Genomic DNA, 15826 nt, shown 5'->3' on the forward strand with positions numbered 1-15826 from the left:
CCTGCCGTCTGACCGAAACAACACGAGGTACTAACCGTGGCCACAGCCGCCCAATGGATCCAAGGCGCCCGACTCCGGACGCTGCCGGCAGCGATCGCGCCGGTGCTGATCGGCACTGCCGCCGCCTACGAGATGGACTCGTTCCTGCTGCCCAACGCCATCCTCGCGGCGCTGGTGGCACTCCTGCTCCAGGTGGGCGTGAACTTCGCGAACGACTACTCGGACGGCATCCGCGGTACGGACGATGACCGGGTGGGGCCGCTGCGGCTCGTGGGATCCGGCGCCGCCAAGCCGGAGCACGTCAAGTGGGCCGCGTTCGGCACGTTTGCCCTGGCCATGGTGTTCGGCCTGGTGCTGGTGTTCCTCACCCAGGCCTGGTGGCTGATCCTGGTGGGCTTGGGCTGCGTCATGGCCGCATGGGGCTACACCGGCGGCAAGAACCCCTACGGCTACATGGGCCTGGGGGACCTCTTCGTGTTCGTCTTCTTCGGCCTGGTGGCCACCCTGGGCACCACCTACACCCAGGCCGGGCACATCAACCTGTCATCGGTCATCGGCGCCATCGGCACCGGCCTGATCGCCACCGCGCTGCTCATGGCAAACAACGTCCGGGACATTCCTACCGACATGCAGGCCGGCAAGAAGACGCTGGCGGTGCGGCTGGGGGACAAGCATGCGCGGGAAAGCTATGTCCTGATGCTCGCCGTCGCCATCTTGCTGGTGGTGATCCTGGCACCGGCCCGGCCATGGATCCTGATCGTCCTGCTGCTCATCCCCGCCTGCCTGATGCCGGCCTGGCTGATGATCAACGGCCGCAAGCGCAAGAGCCTGATCCCGGTATTGAAGCAGACCGGCCTGATCAATCTCGGCTACAGCGTGCTGTTCTCACTGGGACTGATCCTCAGCCACGGGTTCTAGCTGTTCTTGGTGCCCTTGGCGTTGTTGATGGTGATGTCCGGGTTGGCGTCCAGCAGGGCGTCCTCGGCATTGGCGTCCTGGACTTCACCGGCGGAGCGCAGCGGCTTGGCCTTCCCCGAGAAACGGTGCTGCAGGGCCGCCGCGGCAGCATCGCGCTGCTTCTGGAAAAACAGGTAGCTGATGGCAAAGGCAATGAGCGCGGCGCAGATCACGGCCATCAGCACCCCTACCTGCAGGAGCATGAACAGGACAAAAAGGGGGACAAAGATCGCCAAACGGATCAGGGAATATTTCAAAAAGGCCACTATTCAAGTTTAGCCGCCTCCGCCCGGCGGCCCCTGCCCGTCCTGACGATAGACTTGATGGCATGCTGTTCCGTGTGGCTTTGGCCGTCGCAGTCCTCGTCATCTTCGTGTATGGCCTGGTGGACGTGATCCGTACTGAAGGCCGCCTTACCCGGGGCATCTCGAAACCGGCCTGGATCATCGTGCAGATCGTCCTGCCGGTCCTGGGCGCCATCCTGTGGCTGCTGATTGGACGCCCACGGGGCACGGCGCAGCCGCGGCCCAGCTACCCCCATTCCATGGCCCCGGACGATGACCCGGACTTCCTCCGCAACCTCGAGGCCCGCCGCCGCAGCCAGGCCGAGGCCGAGCGACTGAAGAAACTCCGGGACGAACTGGAAGCAAAGGCCAAGGAGGACGGCGGAAAAGGACAGCGGGGCACCGACGAACACGATACCGACGGACTGAAATAGGCCTATGGCATTCCAGTCCGGCGGTGAAGAGCGGCACCCGTCCGCTCCCCCACCAAGGCCTGGCCCGTCCTACTCCACCCCGCCGCCCATTCCCGTTGTCACCCCGCTGCCCGGCACAGTCCGCACTGCGCGCACTTTGTGGCTCTTCAGTTTCGGTGCGGGACTGGCCGTCCTGCTGGGATCCTTCGTGGCTCGTGATTCCAATCTGCAGCGGCTCCACGGCGTGGTGGCAAACATGGCGGCAGGCAGTGGCGCCGCGGCCGTAGGCAGGACGGCGGAGATCGTCTTCTGGGGAAGCATCGGCGCCCTGCTGCTGGTGACCCTGTTTGAGGCAGCAGTGCTCGCCGCCGTGCTGAACCGCCGGAACTGGGCCCGCTGGACCCTGCTCCCCCTGCTGGCCAGCCATGCCCTCATACTGCTCCTGGCGTCCGCCTTCCTGGTCCCCGCCGGTGCCGCCGGCAGCTACGTGGTGATGCTGTGGGGCGCCGGGCTGCTCCTGGCGGTAGCCGGGCTGGCGCTGCTGTTCCTGCCGTCTGCCGGGGCCTGGCTGAGGCCGGAGAGTGCCAGGGCTTGAGCCGGCAAAGGCCTGGGAACGCCCTACGCCGACTTCGGCTGCCGGTTCCTCCCGGCGTATTCTGCCAGCACTCCCTCGCAGCTGCGGATCACCACCCGGCATGCCTCACCGGCTGACCGTGCCGTCAGCGGACTCTCAGCGATTGCGCGCCAGCGTGCCAGGCAGCGGCTCGCCTCAGCGGCCAGCACTTCCGGTCCGGCATCAGGCGCCACGGCCAGCCGGCGGTATGCGGTGGCGCCCTGGCCTCCGACCAGCCGTTCAGCTTCCGCAACCAGCTCCGGGGCGAGCTCCACCCCCGTGGTCCGCAGGGCCGCCAGCAGCCGGAGCTCGCGGAACTCATGAGCGTTGGCCTGCAGCCGCTCCAGGGATGCCGCCAGGTTTTCCGTCCCCTGGCGTGGCTGGCTGGCCAGGAGGTTTTCCACAGCCACCAGGGCGGTCCGGGCCTTGAGCGCTTCCGCCCTGGCCCGGAACTGCCGGTCCAGCACGTCCAGCAGGGTGTCCAGACCGCTCCGCCGGGCCAGCTCGTGGGCCAGCGGCGTGGGTTCGGCAAACCCGTTGCGGATCAGGACCACGGCCAGCCGGATCCCGAAAAGCCCGTAGCGCTCCAGCAGTGACGCCCGCGCCTCTTCCGTCAGACCTGCGGGCCCGGTGGACCGGCGGAACCTGTCGGCGGAGAGCAGCATCCGTTCACGCTCGGCTCTGTCCAGGGTGGCCAGCAACCGCAGGGCTTCGAAGTCCGGCTGGCGCAAGGTACGGGCGCTTTGGGCCAGGAGCCCGGCCACCGGGACCACGCCGAGGGCAAGCTTCCGCAGGGCAATATCACGGCTGTACCTCTCCGCGATATTGCCGGCGGACAGAAGGGAGTCGATGCGGCCGGCTCCCACCTCGTCTGCCCGGGACAGCACCGCGATGGAGTTGACCGTGCCCGAGCGGCCCGCCCCGGTGTCGCGGAAGGACTCCAGGAACCTCAGGTCGGACGCGTGCAGGTGGCGCATCAGGTAGATGACGGCGTCAGCCTCCGACGGCGAATCCTCCGGGGTCAGGAACGCCAGGGACCGCGCGGACACGTCCTGGGAGACCGAAGCGATGCCGGGGGTGTCGATCAGGGTCATGGCCCGCAGTGCCGGCGCCGGCCATTCGACGTCGAGCCGTTCCACTTCTTCCGCACGTACGCCGTCGAGGACGAAGACCAGGCGCCCGTCCACTCGCTTCAGCGGCAGGGCCCGGGGCTCCCCTGCCGCGGGGTGGAGGGTGATGCGGGGCGTATGGCCGTGCCGGTACCAGGTGACGATCCGGGTGCACTCGCCGGTGTCCGTGGGGGCGATTTCCTCACCGATGATGGCATTCAGGAGCGTTGACTTGCCTGCCTTCACCATGCCGGCAACGGCAATCCGCAGCGGCTCTGCCAACCGCCGCGCATAGCCGTGCAGTTCCTGGGTGGTGTGGAGGTCATCGGCATATACCTCCAGCGCTTCCCGGATCAACGCTGCCGCCCCGGCCGTGGTGGACGCCGTCATCCCACCCCCGCCGCTGTCTGGGTCCTGGCTGCAGCTGCCTCGGCGGCCACGGCTTCTGCAGCCCGATGGAGCGCATCCACCTTTTTCAGCTCCGCCCTGATGTCCCGCACGCGTCCTTCCTTCTCCTGTGCGTACGAGTTCGCAGCCTTCTGCGCCGCGGCCACCGAGTCGGACAGCGACCGGTGGTATTCATCGGCGATCTCGGTGAAATGGTCGCGGATGGTCCGCTGGACCAGGCGCAGCCTGTCCTTCAACTGCTTACCCACCTGGAACGTCACATCGTCCAGCTGCCGCCGCACCAAGGCTTTCGCCTCGCTCTGGCGCCGCTTCAGCCGGGTCTCCTTGTCCTCCCGGTAGGCCTTGCGCCCCAGCAGCAGCCCGGCACCCACGGACAGCGGGTTGATCAGGGCCATCCCGAAGATCCCCGTCAGGAGGCCGAACATCAGGACGCCGCCGTAGGATCCCCGCATTCCGATGAGGACTTTTTGGACCGGGTTCACCCGGCCGGGATCCAGCTGCGGCATCTGCTCCACCGGATCCAGGGCGTCCCCGGAGTCGGAGACGTGCAGGACCGGCAGTGATACCTCGTCCGCCGCGAAGTGCTCAGCCACCTGGGCCGCCAGCCATTGGGACCGTTCGCTGGTCCAGACAAACGTGTCCGAAACCGCTGCGGCAACGCACTCTTCGAGCCACTGCGAGAATTGCGGCCACACGGGACCGGGATCGCCCTGGTCGATGGCGTTCTCCGCTTCCCGTTGGATCCCGCGCAGGCGGTCCCGGAGGTCGTACTCCATGTCGGCGATGAGGTCGTTGATGCCGTCGCTGAGCGTGAGCTGCCAGCGGGCGGACCGCTTTCGCAGATGGTCCGCCTCCGCCCTGGCCTGTTCCAGTTCTGCGAGCATCTGGGGCGTGCCACCAGGGTTTTCCAGGGCGTCCAGCTCGGACTGCAGGGACAGCCTCAGGTTCCCGGTGACGGACAGCAGGTCCTGGCTCACGGAGCGGCGCTGGATCCGTTCTGCCTTCCCCACCACGTCATTGCGCAGGTGGGCCACCAAGGCCGGGTAGCCGGATTCGTCGTTGAGCTCACTGTCCTGGAGCCGCGCAGCCTCCAGCCGAAGGTCTGCGGACAGTGGCAACAGCGGAATGTCCGGCGCCACCTGGTCCAGGTGCGCCCTGTCCAGTTCCGCCACCCGCCGCCAGTCCGGATACAGGTCTGTCTTGGAAAGAACGGCGGCAACGCTGGGGGTGATCCGCATGGCCTGGCGCAGGAACCGCAGTTCCGGCTCCGTGTATTCCTGCGACGCGTCCGACACCAGCAGCATGGCGTCCGCGGTGGGCAGGGCCGTAAGGGTGGTCAAAGTGTGCGTGGAGCCCATGCCGCCCACGCCCGGGGAGTCGATGATGCTGAGTCCGCCGGTGAGGAGCCGTCGGGGCAGGCAGACCTCCGCGGCGGCTATTTTCCTGCTGTTTCCCGGGTTCCCCTGCTCGGAAACAAAGGCCGGCAGGTCGGTAAGCGCCACCGGCCGACGCTCAATGCCGCCGCCGGCAGCATCCCCGGCGGGGTCTTCCGCCGTGAAGATGTCCGCGGCGAAATTATCCGGGGCGGGGACCAGGACCGCGGCCGACGCCGGCTCCCCGTAACGGACCACCGTGGGGACGGAAGTGGCGATGTCGTCGTCCACGGGGCATACCGGGGCGTTCACCAGGGCATTGATGAGTTTGCTCTTTCCCTGCTTGAACTCCCCCACGACAATCACCCTGATGCTCGGGTCCCGCAGGCGGGCACTGGCCTGCTCCAGCCTCCGGCGCAGGTCTGCGCGGTCCCCGCTGCCCACCAGCTGAAGGCCCTGCTCCACGAGCTTTCCCAACTGCCCGGCAGTGACGGGCCCCGGTGGCCTTGCCGGTGCTGCTTCTGCCACAGCGTGTCCCCCTGTCGGTGCCGAAATATTCCCAATGCCGGAAATACCGGAAGAGCCCGGCAGGAAGTGGATGCCTCCTGCCGGGCGGTTTGCCTCCCGCGAACAGCGGGTTGTTGGAATAGCGTGTTACAGCGCGGTGGAGTCGTCAACCACCGCGTGGTCGATGGCGGTGTGGTTTTCCAGGTCCACATCCGTGTGGCTCGGGTTGTCCTCCGTGAAATCGAGCTGGTTGTCTGCAACCACCAGGTTGTCCTGCACGGTGTTCGTGGCCGAGTTGTCCTGGAAGGAGTCGTCAACGTGGACGTCCACCGCCGTGTTGGTGGAGTTGTCCGGGTTGAAGGAATCCTCCACCTCCACCGAGTTGTGGGTGGAGTTGTCGGAGTTGTCACTGAACGAGTCGCGGACATCCAGGGCTGTGTCCGTGCTGACGGAGTGGTCCGAGTGGTCGGAGTAGTCCGAATGGTCCGAGTTGTCGTTGAAGGAGTCGTCCACATCCAGGCCGACGTCGGTGTTGAAGGAATCGTCGGTGTTGAAGGAACCGGAAATGGCAGTCACCTCGTTGCCGATTCCAACGTCTCCGCCCGCGTGGATGGAGTTGTCCCTGGAGTTATCGGTCGAATGGTCGGCGTTGTACGAATCCCGAATGTTATTGGAGTCCCGGACACTGGCGTCGTCACCGGCCGCCACTGCGTAATCTCCGGAGGCCACAACGGCATCATGGTCAAACCACTGCTCCACGTCCCCATGCGCCCAGATGTTTTGGTTGACGGACTGGTCCGTGGTGGTGTCCCGGTCGTCGAGCATGGTGGTGTTGGTCGTGTAGGAAAAGTGGTTCACCACGTGGTGCAGCTGCTGGACCGCGTTGGCGTGGTCGTCCTGGTCGTAGTCGGTCCCGCCCTGCCCCGGGCTGGGCCCGCCGCCATGGATTGCCGCGGCACTCCCGGCGTGCGCCGCCGTGGTGCCCGCCTGCCCGGATCCCATGTACCCGGACCCCGTGTGCCCTGCCCAGGCACTGTTTCCGCCGGTGTGATGTACCCGGTCCAGGGATGAGGCGTTGACGGTGATGGGGGCGTAGTCGAGGACGACCGGCATGGCGGCGTCCACGTCAGCCGAGCACACGTTGCCCAGGCCGTGTTCCGCCAATGCCCTCTCGGGGTCGTCCAGGAACTCCTGGATTGCTTCCCGGTTGCCGAAGAGCTGCATCAGGAACTGAACAAGGTCGTTTGCGAGTGTTGGCATATGCGTGGTCCTCACATCTTCTTGAAGTTGCGGATCATCCGGCGAAACGTATCCGGTTATCTCAACCTAGGTTCGCTGCCGGGGACAGGACATCGGGCGGTTTCCCCCTAGCAGCGGCCGCCGTTCCGGGGCGCCGGGCCTGGCACGCCTAGGGGTGTTAGGGGTTCATTCCTGCTGCGGATTCAGCTGCTGGGAACTTTCCACGCCAAGTGCCAGGCGCAGGCGGGCCAGCAGGTCCGACCGGTTCTCCGCGCCGAGCCGGCGCCTGATCCGGGCGATGTGGTGCTCCGCCGTCCTGGGCGAAATGTAAATGGCCTCGCCGATTTCCCGGTAGGTTTTGCCCTCAAGCACCAGCCTGGCAACTTCCTTTTCGCGCTCGCTTAGGCCGGATGCGTCCGGCTGCGCACCTTTGCCCACGCCGTCGGCACCGCTGCCTGCCTGCGCGTCGGCGCCCCCGGACGCTCCTGTGCTGCCCTGCGGATGCAGGTCCCGCGCGCAGGAGAGCAGGCGCATCATGTCCCGCCGTTCCTCTGCGCGGGCAGCTGCGTGTCCGGCCAGCCTGGCGCCCTCCCACGGCATTCCCACAGCTCCCAGCAGCCGGGCCGCGCCCTCCACCTCGGAAGTACGGAAACGGCCGGCCAGCACCGATACCCAGGCTTTGCCCGCCGTCGCCAGGACGGCGGCCAGCTGGCTGTGGGCCGAGGCCCTTGCCAGTGCCGTGGCGTGGGGGGCAAGATCGGCGGGGCTCTCATTGAGCAGCGCAGCCTGGACGGCGGCCCAGTGAAGGGGAACGGCCCACAACGCAGGTCCGCCCAGGCGCCCCAGCAGCTTCCACGCGTCGTCCAGGTACTGCGCCACGCGGCGCGTCTCCCGCAGGCGGGCAGCGGCAATCAGCAGCTCCCCCCACGGCAGGAGGTTGTAGAGGTCCACCGACGTGTGCAGCATTGCCTCCCGTGCCCGCTCCCACGCCCTGAGCAGCTCCGGTACGTCTCCGTTGCGGCGGGCAAGTCCCACCTCCAGGGCGGCGGACATGAACTCGTCGCGCGGGACCAGCGGCCAGTGGTTGGCCTTGGCTGCTTCCGCTGCGGCAAACCGTGCGTCCTCGAGTTTGTCCTGCATCATGGCTGCCCAGGCCTGGAGCAGCAAAAGCCTGGGCTGCGCGGCATTGCCACCTTGCCCGGCCACCACCGCGGCCCGGCAGACTGTTTCCGCCAGGTGCGGCTCGCCGCTGTGCAAGGCCAGGAGGGCTGCCAGGGCGGCCGGCGTTTCCGGCAGCGGCAGGGCCATGCCCGCCGAGTTCAACATGTCTGATGCGTGGATCAGGATGGAGATGCCCTGCTGCGGCTTTTCGCCCAGAGATGCGAAGACTCCCTGGCCGGTCTGCACCAGGGCAGCCGCGAGGAGGGTCGGGGACGACGCCGGAGCGTCCGGCTGGAAGAAGGCTTCGGCACCTGCCCGGTCTCCCGCACCGATCATGGCGACGGCGGCAAGGGGTGCCGAGGCACCTACGCGGCCTGGCCCCAACCAGTTGTAGACGTCGGCTGCGCGTGCCAGCATTCCCCGCTGCGCCCACACAGAGGCCGCTACGTCCGCGCCGCGACGCACGTCCGGCGGGTCCGCACTGACCAGGAGCGCGTCGATGATGCGGGCGGCGGTATCCAGTTCACCGTCGCCGGCCGCGGCCTGGGCGCGCCGGGCCGCCGTTGCCAGCGTGTCGGCACCTGCAAGGAGCGCTTCCTCGTAGAGCTGGGAGGCGAGCCTGGGGTCGCTTTCCAGCGCAGCGTTGGCCGCTTGCTCAAGTTCCGCTGCAACCCTGGAATCGGCGAGTCCGCCCCTGGCGAGGTCGCGCGCCAGGTTGCCAAGCGGTTGCCCGGTGGACGCGAAAACGCTCACGAGCTCCCGCTGGAGCGCGTGCACCTTGGCGGTTGGAGTGGCGGTCAACAGGGCGTGCTGGGCAGTCCCCACCACGGTGCCATCCGGCCTCAGCAGGCCCGCGGCCTCTGCCCTGTCCACTAAGGAGTCCAGGTCCTCCACGGTCCCGCTGATGAATTTGTGCTGGAGGTCTGCCGGGAGCGGTCCGGGCAAGGCGAAGCCCACCGACAGTGCCAGCAGCAGCTCACGTACTGCCGCGTTTGCGCCCTTCAACTGCTTGGCCATCAGCTCGGCTGAATGGGGCGGCGGCGGGTGCCCCTGGTGGTCCGGAGACGTGTGCAGGGGTACGGGGCGTTCCGCCCGCTGCAGGTGCGCATCCATCTCAGGCCGCCGGAGCTGTGGTCGTGGCCGTGGCGACGGCAGTCTCAGTGGAGGCAGTGGTGGTCTCCTCGGGCGTAGGTGCAGGCGCAACGGCAGGTGTGGGCGTCAGCTCGGTGGCCGTTGGCGTGACGAGCGCATCGCCAGTGGGGCCGGCGGCTGACATTGTTGCAGGCGTCATGCTGGGAGACGCGCTCTCGCTGGTCGGCGTCGCGGTGCCTGTGTCCGTGGGAGCTGGACCGGAATTGAGAGTGGGACTAAGCGTGGGACTACTTGTCACCCCTGGTGATGTGCCGGGCGAGGCCGTGCCGGACGATGACGGGGCAGGCGATGTGGGCGGGGACGTTGTGGTCCCGGGTGCAGTAGTGGCAGGGGACGCGGGGACGGAGGTTGCAGGACTGGTCGGGAGAGGCTGCGAGAGGTCGGTAGGGCTTGCGGTGACAGTGGCAATGGAATCCGGAATGATGCCGGTGCCGGCCGCACCGGAGCCGGACAGCGTAGTCAGGGGAGCTCCCGCAGCGGGTCCACCGGCCTTCGCCCCACCGGGGGCGTTCCCGTCGCCGCTGCTCGCCGGCTTTCCGGCGGGCGGTGCGTAGGCAGCGGGTCCGGGCTCCTGGCTGAGCGGCTTCGTGGCGCTGGCTTCAACGCCCGCAAGGGGATGGGGAACGGCAACCACTGCTGCTCCCCCTGGATCGGGCGCTTCAGTTGTCCCTCCCCCGGTGGATCCACCCGTGGTGCTGGCCCCTGCCTGCGGCACGAACATCGCGGTCAGGCTCCCGAAGCCATCCGGACTTTGGGCGGCAGTGGCGGTAAGGACCGTAAGGACGGCAGCGGCCGCGGCGACGGCCGTGACCCGGACCGTGGGTTTCGGGGCGTGCGCGCCCCCTTTCCCGTGCAGCGCACTGCGGGAGGGCGCGGCAATGGCTCCTCCCGCCGTCGAATATTTACGCGACCAGCTGGGCCGTCCGGGGTGGCCCGTTCCAGGTGGCGCGCCGGAAGGCACGACGGCGGCACGCGCCTCATCAGCGTCCGCTCCGCTTGATCCCGGCCCGGCCAGTGCCGCTTCAGTTTCGACCGCCTCAGCTTCCGCCGACGCCGATGCCTTTGCGGCAGCGGTGTGTGCCAGGAGCGCCGCCACGGCGGCGCCGAGGCAGATGGAGGACTTCGGGTCGGCGTCCACCGCGATGGGCCGGCCCAGCTGCTCGGACACCAGCTGTGCCACCAAGGGGATTCGGGACGAGCCCCCGATCAGCAGCACCGTGGACAGGTCTTCCGGCTCAAGGTGCAGTTGGGCCAGGGAGTGTTCCAGTGCCGCCACCGTTTCCCGCACGGGCTCTTCGATCAGCGCTTCGAACTCGGAACGGACCAGGCGGACCTGCTGCTGGACGCCCGGCAGGAGTACCGGGATGCTTGCCTCGCTGTCAGCGGACAGGGCTTCCTTGGCCTCCACGCATTCGCGCCGTAACCGCGTCAGGGCGCCAAGCACCACGGGGTCGGTGGCGTCGAGGCTGTCCAGTGCGTTCCCGCTGTGGCCTGCCACGTAGCGGAAGACCGCAGCGTCAAAGTCGGCTCCGCCCAGGTCTTCGATTCCCTCCGGGCGTCCCACGAGTTCAAAGCGGCTGCTGCCGGACTTCCGCAGGACAGCGGTATCGAAGGTGCCGCCACCGAGGTCGTAAACGGCGATGGTGCTGCCTTCCTCCACCCGCACCTGCGACGCGTAGTGCAGGGCCGCGGCCTCCGGTTCGGGGAGGAGTGTCACGTTCTCCAGCCCGTGGGAACTGAGGGCGTCCCGCACCACGGACAGGCGGTGGCTGCCCCAGGCTGCAGGGTGGGTAAGGACGAAGGCCGACGCCGGGCCCCCTTCACGTTCGGCGGCGCGGTCTGCCACCCACCGGGCCATGGTGGCGAAGACGTCCTCAGGCTGCAGCGCCAGGCTGCCCAGGATGATGGGTACGTCGTCGCCAATCCGGCGCTTGAATTCCCGGACCACTCGCTCCGGTGTGTCCAGCCCGCGGCGTTCGGCGGCCTCGCCCACCAGGACAGTGCCTTCCTCCGGGTAGTACAGCACGGAGGGGACGGACGCTCCACGGGCGCCGAGGGGAAGGCACTCGGGCACGGGGGAAGCACCTTGGTGAAAGCGTACAACCGCGGCTGCCGTGAAACTCGTCCCGACGTCTACGGCGAGGGCGTAGCTCATGGTGACCTCGAAAGGCTGGTGGTCCACATGCAAGCTTCATCACAGTGAACAGTCACCAAATTAGCATTCACAGGGACCGGGGAACACCCCTGTTGCTACAACGAATGGTGATACGGCAGGTGGCTGCCGTATCACCGATCGATTTCGGGCCTTAAGACCCGTAAAACCAGCGGGTCTTAAGGCGCAGCTTAGAGGCCCGAGTAGGAGTGGAGCCCGTTGAACAACGTGTTCACGATGGTGAAGTTGAAGATCACGCAGAGGTAGCCCACGATCGACAGCCATGCGGCGCGGGTTCCGGTCCAGCCGCGGGTGGCACGGGCGTGCAGGTAGCCGGCGTAGACGACCCAGATGACGAAGGTCCACACTTCCTTGGTGTCCCAGCCCCAGAACCGGCCCCAAGCCTTCTCGGCCCAGATGGCACCGAACATCAGCGTGAAGGTCCAGCCGATGAAAGCGATGGCGTTGATGCGGTAGGACAGGTTCTCCAGGCTCAGCGCTGAGGGCACCAGGCGCATGAAACCGAGCTTGTCGGTGCCGTCCGCGGCCACGGTCTTCTGCCGGTGGGACTGCACCAGCTGCAGGGCGGACATGGCGAAAGTCAGGGTGAACAGTGCCGAGGAAAGCACCGCGATGGAGACGTGGATGACCAGCCAGTAGCTCTGCAGGGCGGGAACCAGGTGACCCACGGGGGTCCAGAAGGCCACCGAGGCCGCCACCAGCATGATGATCACCAGGCCCACCACGAAGGTGCCCAGGAAGCGGAGGTCGCGGCGGATCAGCGAAAGAAGGAAAACGGCTGCCACGAGGAATGCGCCGGTGGTAAGGAATTCGTACATGTTGCCCCACGGCACGCGGCCCGCGCCCAGTGCACGGGTGACCACGCCGGCCCCGTGGATGACGGCGGCGAGGATGGTCAGGGCTACGGCCACCCGCGCCGGGACCCGGCGCTCCGCGGCGTACTTCATGTCGCCGTCGGCCGTTACGACACTGCCAGTTCCTGCTCCGCCGGCCTTGGCGGACGACGACGGGCGCTCGGCCCGGTCGGCAGGCCCGTCCAGGCGGGCCCCGGCAGAACCTGCACCCACTCCTGCCGCTACCGGAACCTTGGCGGCGGTCCCGGCCTGGGCGGCCTTGAGGTCCACCGCGCGCAGCGCCTTGCTGCTCTTGGCCAGGTCCCAGGCGAAGGCGATGAAGGCCACCGTGTAGGTACCCGCCGCCAGCAGCATGAAGAGTTCGCTGTACTGGCCCATGGTTTCGTTGATTCCAAATGGCATTACTGGTCCTTTTCGGGCCCGGTGGGGCCTGCTGGGGTGGTGACGGAGCCGGCGCCAGTTTCAGCGGAGCCTGCCGCGTTATCGACGGAGCCTGCGACATTATCGCCTGCCCGGCTGGGAGTTTGCTGGGACGGAGCGGTGTCTTCGGACACAGCACCTTCAGAGTCAGTGCCTTCAGGCAGCTGCCACTCTGCGGTGAACAGCTTCCGGAGTGCCGCCGCCTCACCGGCCAGGCGGTGGTCCTCGCCGCGGGCCAGGAGCCCGTACTCCACCATGGTGCGGCCGTCAGCGGCTGTGCCCGTGCGGACCCAGACGCGGCGGCGGTTGACGTAGAGCGACAGGATCAGGCCGGCCACGGCCAGGAGGGCGAACACCAGGGCGGAGAGCTGTCCCGGGTTGTGGTGGATGTCCACGCCGATGTAGCGCTTCACGCCATCGAAACTGATGGTGCCCTTGCCGTCCGGCAGGGTGTAGGTGGAGCCGGGGGCCAGCGTGATGCCGCCTGCCGCCAGGTTCCTGGCGTTCAGTGGCGTCAGGTTCTTGACATCCAGCTCGAAGACGTTTTGCGGCGCACCCGTGTTCAAGCCAAGGTCGCCGTAGTACGAGTTCAGGGTCAGCTGCGGGTTGAACAGCTCGGGATCGGCGCTGAACGAAATATTCTTGTCCGTGACGAACGCCGTGGGGAGGAAGAAGCCCACGAACCCGAGCTGGTCCGGCTTGGCGTCGGGGACCTTGATCACCACGGAGGAGTAGTAGTTCTCGCCCTGCAGCTTGGCCACCACCGGGCCCTGCATGGCGACGTTGCCCGCTCCGTCACGGACTGTCACCACCGGCGCATAGCCGTTGCCGGTCAGGTAGATGCTGGTGCCGCCCAGGCTCACGGGGTCGTTGACCTTCAGGATTTCCTGCTTCGGCGGAGCCTCCGGATTCTCCTTGGTGGTGACAGTGGCGGCAAAGTCGATGGGCTGGCCGAACTTGCCCTTCGATTCGCGGTCGAAGGTGATGTTGAATTTGTCCAGCTGGAGCGAGTACGGCTGCAGCTGGCTGGACTGGAAGTTGGTGCCGGGGTTGAACTGGTCGTAGCCCACCAGGGTGTTCACGAACGTGTCGCCCTCCACCAGGATCCGCTGGCCGCTGTAGCCGAAGAGACCGCCGGCGGCCACGGAGACCAGCACACCGATGAGCGAGGTGTGGAACACCAGGTTGCCCACTTCCTTCATGAAGCCGCGCTCGGCACCCATGGACGGAAGCGCGCCCTCGGCATCCCTGACCTCCACCCGGTAGCCGCGTTTCCGCAGCAACCCAGCCGCACCGTTGATGGCGTCCGACGCCGGGATTCCGGCGCCCGAGGGAATCACCAATGTGCCGTATTCCGGCAGCCGGGACAGGCGCTGCGGGGTACGCGGCGGCTGGGAGCGCACGGCCTTGTAATGGGCGATGGCCCGCGGCACCACGCAGCCGATCAGCGAGATGAACAGCAGCAGGTAGATCGCGGAGAACCATACGGAGGAGTAGACGTCGTAGAGCTGCAGGGAGTCCAGCAGCTTGCCGTACTCCGGATGGTCCTTGATGTACTGGGTCACCGTGGCCGGGTTGGCGGGCCGCTGCGGGAACAGCGACCCGGGGACGGCGGCGACGGCGAGGAGCAGCAGGAGGAACAGCGCAGTCCGCATGCTGGTCAGCTGGGTCCAGGCCCACCGGAGCATGCCCCTGGGTCCCAGCGCCGGGAGGGCGGCCTGGGCCTTCGCCTCGGCAACAGGGGCGGATTGCTTCTTTTTTACCTTCACACGCTCGCTCATCAGATCGGCAACTTCACATCGGTTTGGAACCAGTACTGCAGCCCGGTCACCCAGGCACCCCACACGCCGGTGGCCATCAGCAGCCCCAGGACCACCAGGATTCCGCCACCGGTCCGCTGGATGGCCAGGCGGTGCTTGCGGAAGAACGCCATCACGCCCATCCCCCGGCGCAGGGCCAGTGCGATCAGCAGGAACGGAATGCCCAGCCCCAGGCTGTACACGAATGCCAGGAAAGCGCCCTTGGCGGCTGAGGACCCGCCGGAGAGGCTCAGCAGCTGCACGGCCGAGTAGGTGGGGCCGATGCACGGCGCCCAGCCCAGCCCGAAGGTCAGGCCCAGCAGCGGGGCACCCCAGAGACCGGCGGGCGGCTTGGCATGGATTTTTGCGTCCCGCTGGAGCCAGCTGAAGCCGCCCATGAACACGATGCCCATAATGATCACCAGGATGCCCAGAAGCTGGGTGATCCAGGCGTTCTGGCTGCCGGTGATGAGCGTGCCCAGCTGGCCGAACGCGCCGCCCAGCAGGACGAAGATCACCGAGAAGCCCAGGACGAACAATCCGATGCCTGCCAGCATGCGGCCGCGTTTTTGCTTTTCCAGGTCCACGCCGCTCAGGCCGGTCACGTATCCCAGATAACCGGGTACCAGCGGGAGGACGCAGGGCGAAAGGAAGGAGACCAGCCCGGCGAGCAGTGCCACCGGGATGGCCAGCAGGATGGAGCCGCTGAGGATGGCTTCGGCGAAGGGGCTGTTCACGGTCCCGGCCTGTTCCTATTCCGCCACTGCGGCGGTGATGAGGGCCTTTAGGGTGCCCTTCTCGATCTCGCCGAGGACGCGGGAGGCCACCCGCCCCTGCTTGTCCAGGACCAGGGTGGTGGGCACGGCTCCGGGCGGCACCAGGCCGGACACGGACAGCAGGACGGCGCCGTCCTTGTCGTCGAAGCTGGGGTAGGTCAGGTGGAAGGTCTTTTCGAACGCCTCCGCCGTTGGCTTCTCATCCCGGAGGTTGACGCCGAAGAACTGGACGCCCTGGTCCTTGAACTCCTGGTGCAGGGCTTCAAGGAGCGGCGCTTCCACGCGGCAGGGGGCGCAGGCTGCGAACCAGAAGTTCAGGACGCTCACCTTGCCCTGGAAGTCGGCAGGCGTGACGGCGGTGCCGTTGAAGAGGGCACCCTGGATCTGCACGGCTTCCTTGCGGTCCGCAGCGGCGAATTCGGTCACGGAGCCGTCACCGGCAACGTAGTTCTTGTTGTCCCCCGCCTTGGCCTGCTTGGCCAAAGCATCCTCCTGGGCACAGCCGGACAGGCCAAGGGTCAGCGCGGTCAGCGCCACGCCGCCGGCAGCGAGCAGGCTGCGGCGCGAGGGAAGGTTGCTGTTGCTCAC

13 protein-coding genes are annotated in these 15826 nt (G+C 67.4%); 3 read left to right on the forward strand and 10 right to left on the reverse strand.

The genetic code is table 11. The features are described 5' to 3' along the window. Nucleotides 1-36: 36 nt before the first annotated feature. Nucleotides 37-918: a 1,4-dihydroxy-2-naphthoate polyprenyltransferase gene (locus LFT49_RS17050; RefSeq protein ID WP_236799501.1), complete on the forward strand. Its 882-nt coding sequence runs from the start codon at nucleotides 37-39 to the stop codon at nucleotides 916-918. On the opposite strand, the gene LFT49_RS17055 is transcribed toward LFT49_RS17050, so the two are convergent. Continuing rightward, on the reverse strand, nucleotides 915-1223 hold the full coding sequence (locus LFT49_RS17055) for a DUF4229 domain-containing protein (protein WP_236799502.1): 309 nt from the start codon (nucleotides 1221-1223) through the stop codon (nucleotides 915-917). The genes LFT49_RS17050 and LFT49_RS17055 overlap by 4 nt on opposite strands. 62 nt (nucleotides 1224-1285) lie before the next feature. Here LFT49_RS17055 and LFT49_RS17060 point away from each other — a divergent pair, with 62 nt between their 5' ends. Further along, the gene (locus tag LFT49_RS17060) at nucleotides 1286-1675 is read left to right on the forward strand and encodes a PLD nuclease N-terminal domain-containing protein (protein WP_236799503.1); all 390 of its coding nucleotides are present in this window, start codon (nucleotides 1286-1288) and stop codon (nucleotides 1673-1675) included. Between the two features lie 4 nt (nucleotides 1676-1679). Further along, nucleotides 1680-2249 (forward strand): hypothetical protein, encoded by a 570-nt coding sequence (locus tag LFT49_RS17065; RefSeq protein WP_237428874.1) that lies wholly within the window; start codon nucleotides 1680-1682, stop codon nucleotides 2247-2249. A gap of 23 nt (nucleotides 2250-2272) precedes the next feature. Here the strand turns inward: LFT49_RS17065 and LFT49_RS17070 are convergent, their stop codons facing one another. The 9 genes from LFT49_RS17070 to LFT49_RS17110 all read right to left on the reverse strand — a co-directional run bounded on the left by LFT49_RS17070 (nucleotide 2273) and on the right by LFT49_RS17110 (nucleotide 15826). After that, complete coding sequence (locus LFT49_RS17070; RefSeq protein ID WP_237428875.1) at nucleotides 2273-3766, reverse strand: dynamin family protein; 1494 nt, start codon at nucleotides 3764-3766, stop codon at nucleotides 2273-2275. Continuing rightward, nucleotides 3763-5685, reverse strand: a complete 1923-nt coding sequence (locus tag LFT49_RS17075) for a dynamin family protein (RefSeq protein WP_237428876.1) — start codon at nucleotides 5683-5685, stop codon at nucleotides 3763-3765. Before LFT49_RS17075 ends, LFT49_RS17070 begins: the two co-directional genes overlap by 4 nt. 126 nt (nucleotides 5686-5811) lie before the next feature. Next, a complete protein-coding gene (locus LFT49_RS17080; protein WP_237428877.1) occupies nucleotides 5812-6924 on the reverse strand; it encodes an IniB N-terminal domain-containing protein in 1113 nt (370 codons plus the stop codon). A 165-nt stretch (nucleotides 6925-7089) separates the two neighbouring features. Continuing rightward, nucleotides 7090-9177, reverse strand: a complete 2088-nt coding sequence (locus tag LFT49_RS17085; RefSeq protein WP_237428878.1) for a LuxR C-terminal-related transcriptional regulator — start codon at nucleotides 9175-9177, stop codon at nucleotides 7090-7092. Between the two features lies 1 nt (nucleotide 9178). Beyond that, nucleotides 9179-11371, reverse strand: coding sequence for an Hsp70 family protein (locus LFT49_RS17090; protein WP_237430541.1), 2193 nt, complete (start codon nucleotides 11369-11371; stop codon nucleotides 9179-9181). Between the two features lie 188 nt (nucleotides 11372-11559). Next, nucleotides 11560-12645, reverse strand: coding sequence for a c-type cytochrome biogenesis protein CcsB (gene ccsB, locus LFT49_RS17095; protein WP_236799509.1), 1086 nt, complete (start codon nucleotides 12643-12645; stop codon nucleotides 11560-11562). Next, nucleotides 12645-14444 (reverse strand): cytochrome c biogenesis protein ResB, encoded by a 1800-nt coding sequence (gene resB, locus LFT49_RS17100; protein ID WP_237428879.1) that lies wholly within the window; start codon nucleotides 14442-14444, stop codon nucleotides 12645-12647. Before resB ends, ccsB begins: the two co-directional genes overlap by 1 nt. Further along, nucleotides 14444-15199, reverse strand: a complete 756-nt coding sequence (locus LFT49_RS17105; protein WP_236799511.1) for a cytochrome c biogenesis CcdA family protein — start codon at nucleotides 15197-15199, stop codon at nucleotides 14444-14446. The genes resB and LFT49_RS17105 overlap by 1 nt, the downstream gene beginning before the upstream one ends. Nucleotides 15200-15214: 15 nt before the next feature. Continuing rightward, nucleotides 15215-15826, reverse strand: coding sequence for a TlpA family protein disulfide reductase (locus tag LFT49_RS17110; RefSeq protein ID WP_237428880.1), 612 nt, complete (start codon nucleotides 15824-15826; stop codon nucleotides 15215-15217).

Origin of the sequence: Arthrobacter sp. FW306-06-A (assembly GCF_021870055.1) — a bacterium.
In the GTDB taxonomy this organism is placed as follows: domain Bacteria; phylum Actinomycetota; class Actinomycetes; order Actinomycetales; family Micrococcaceae; genus Arthrobacter.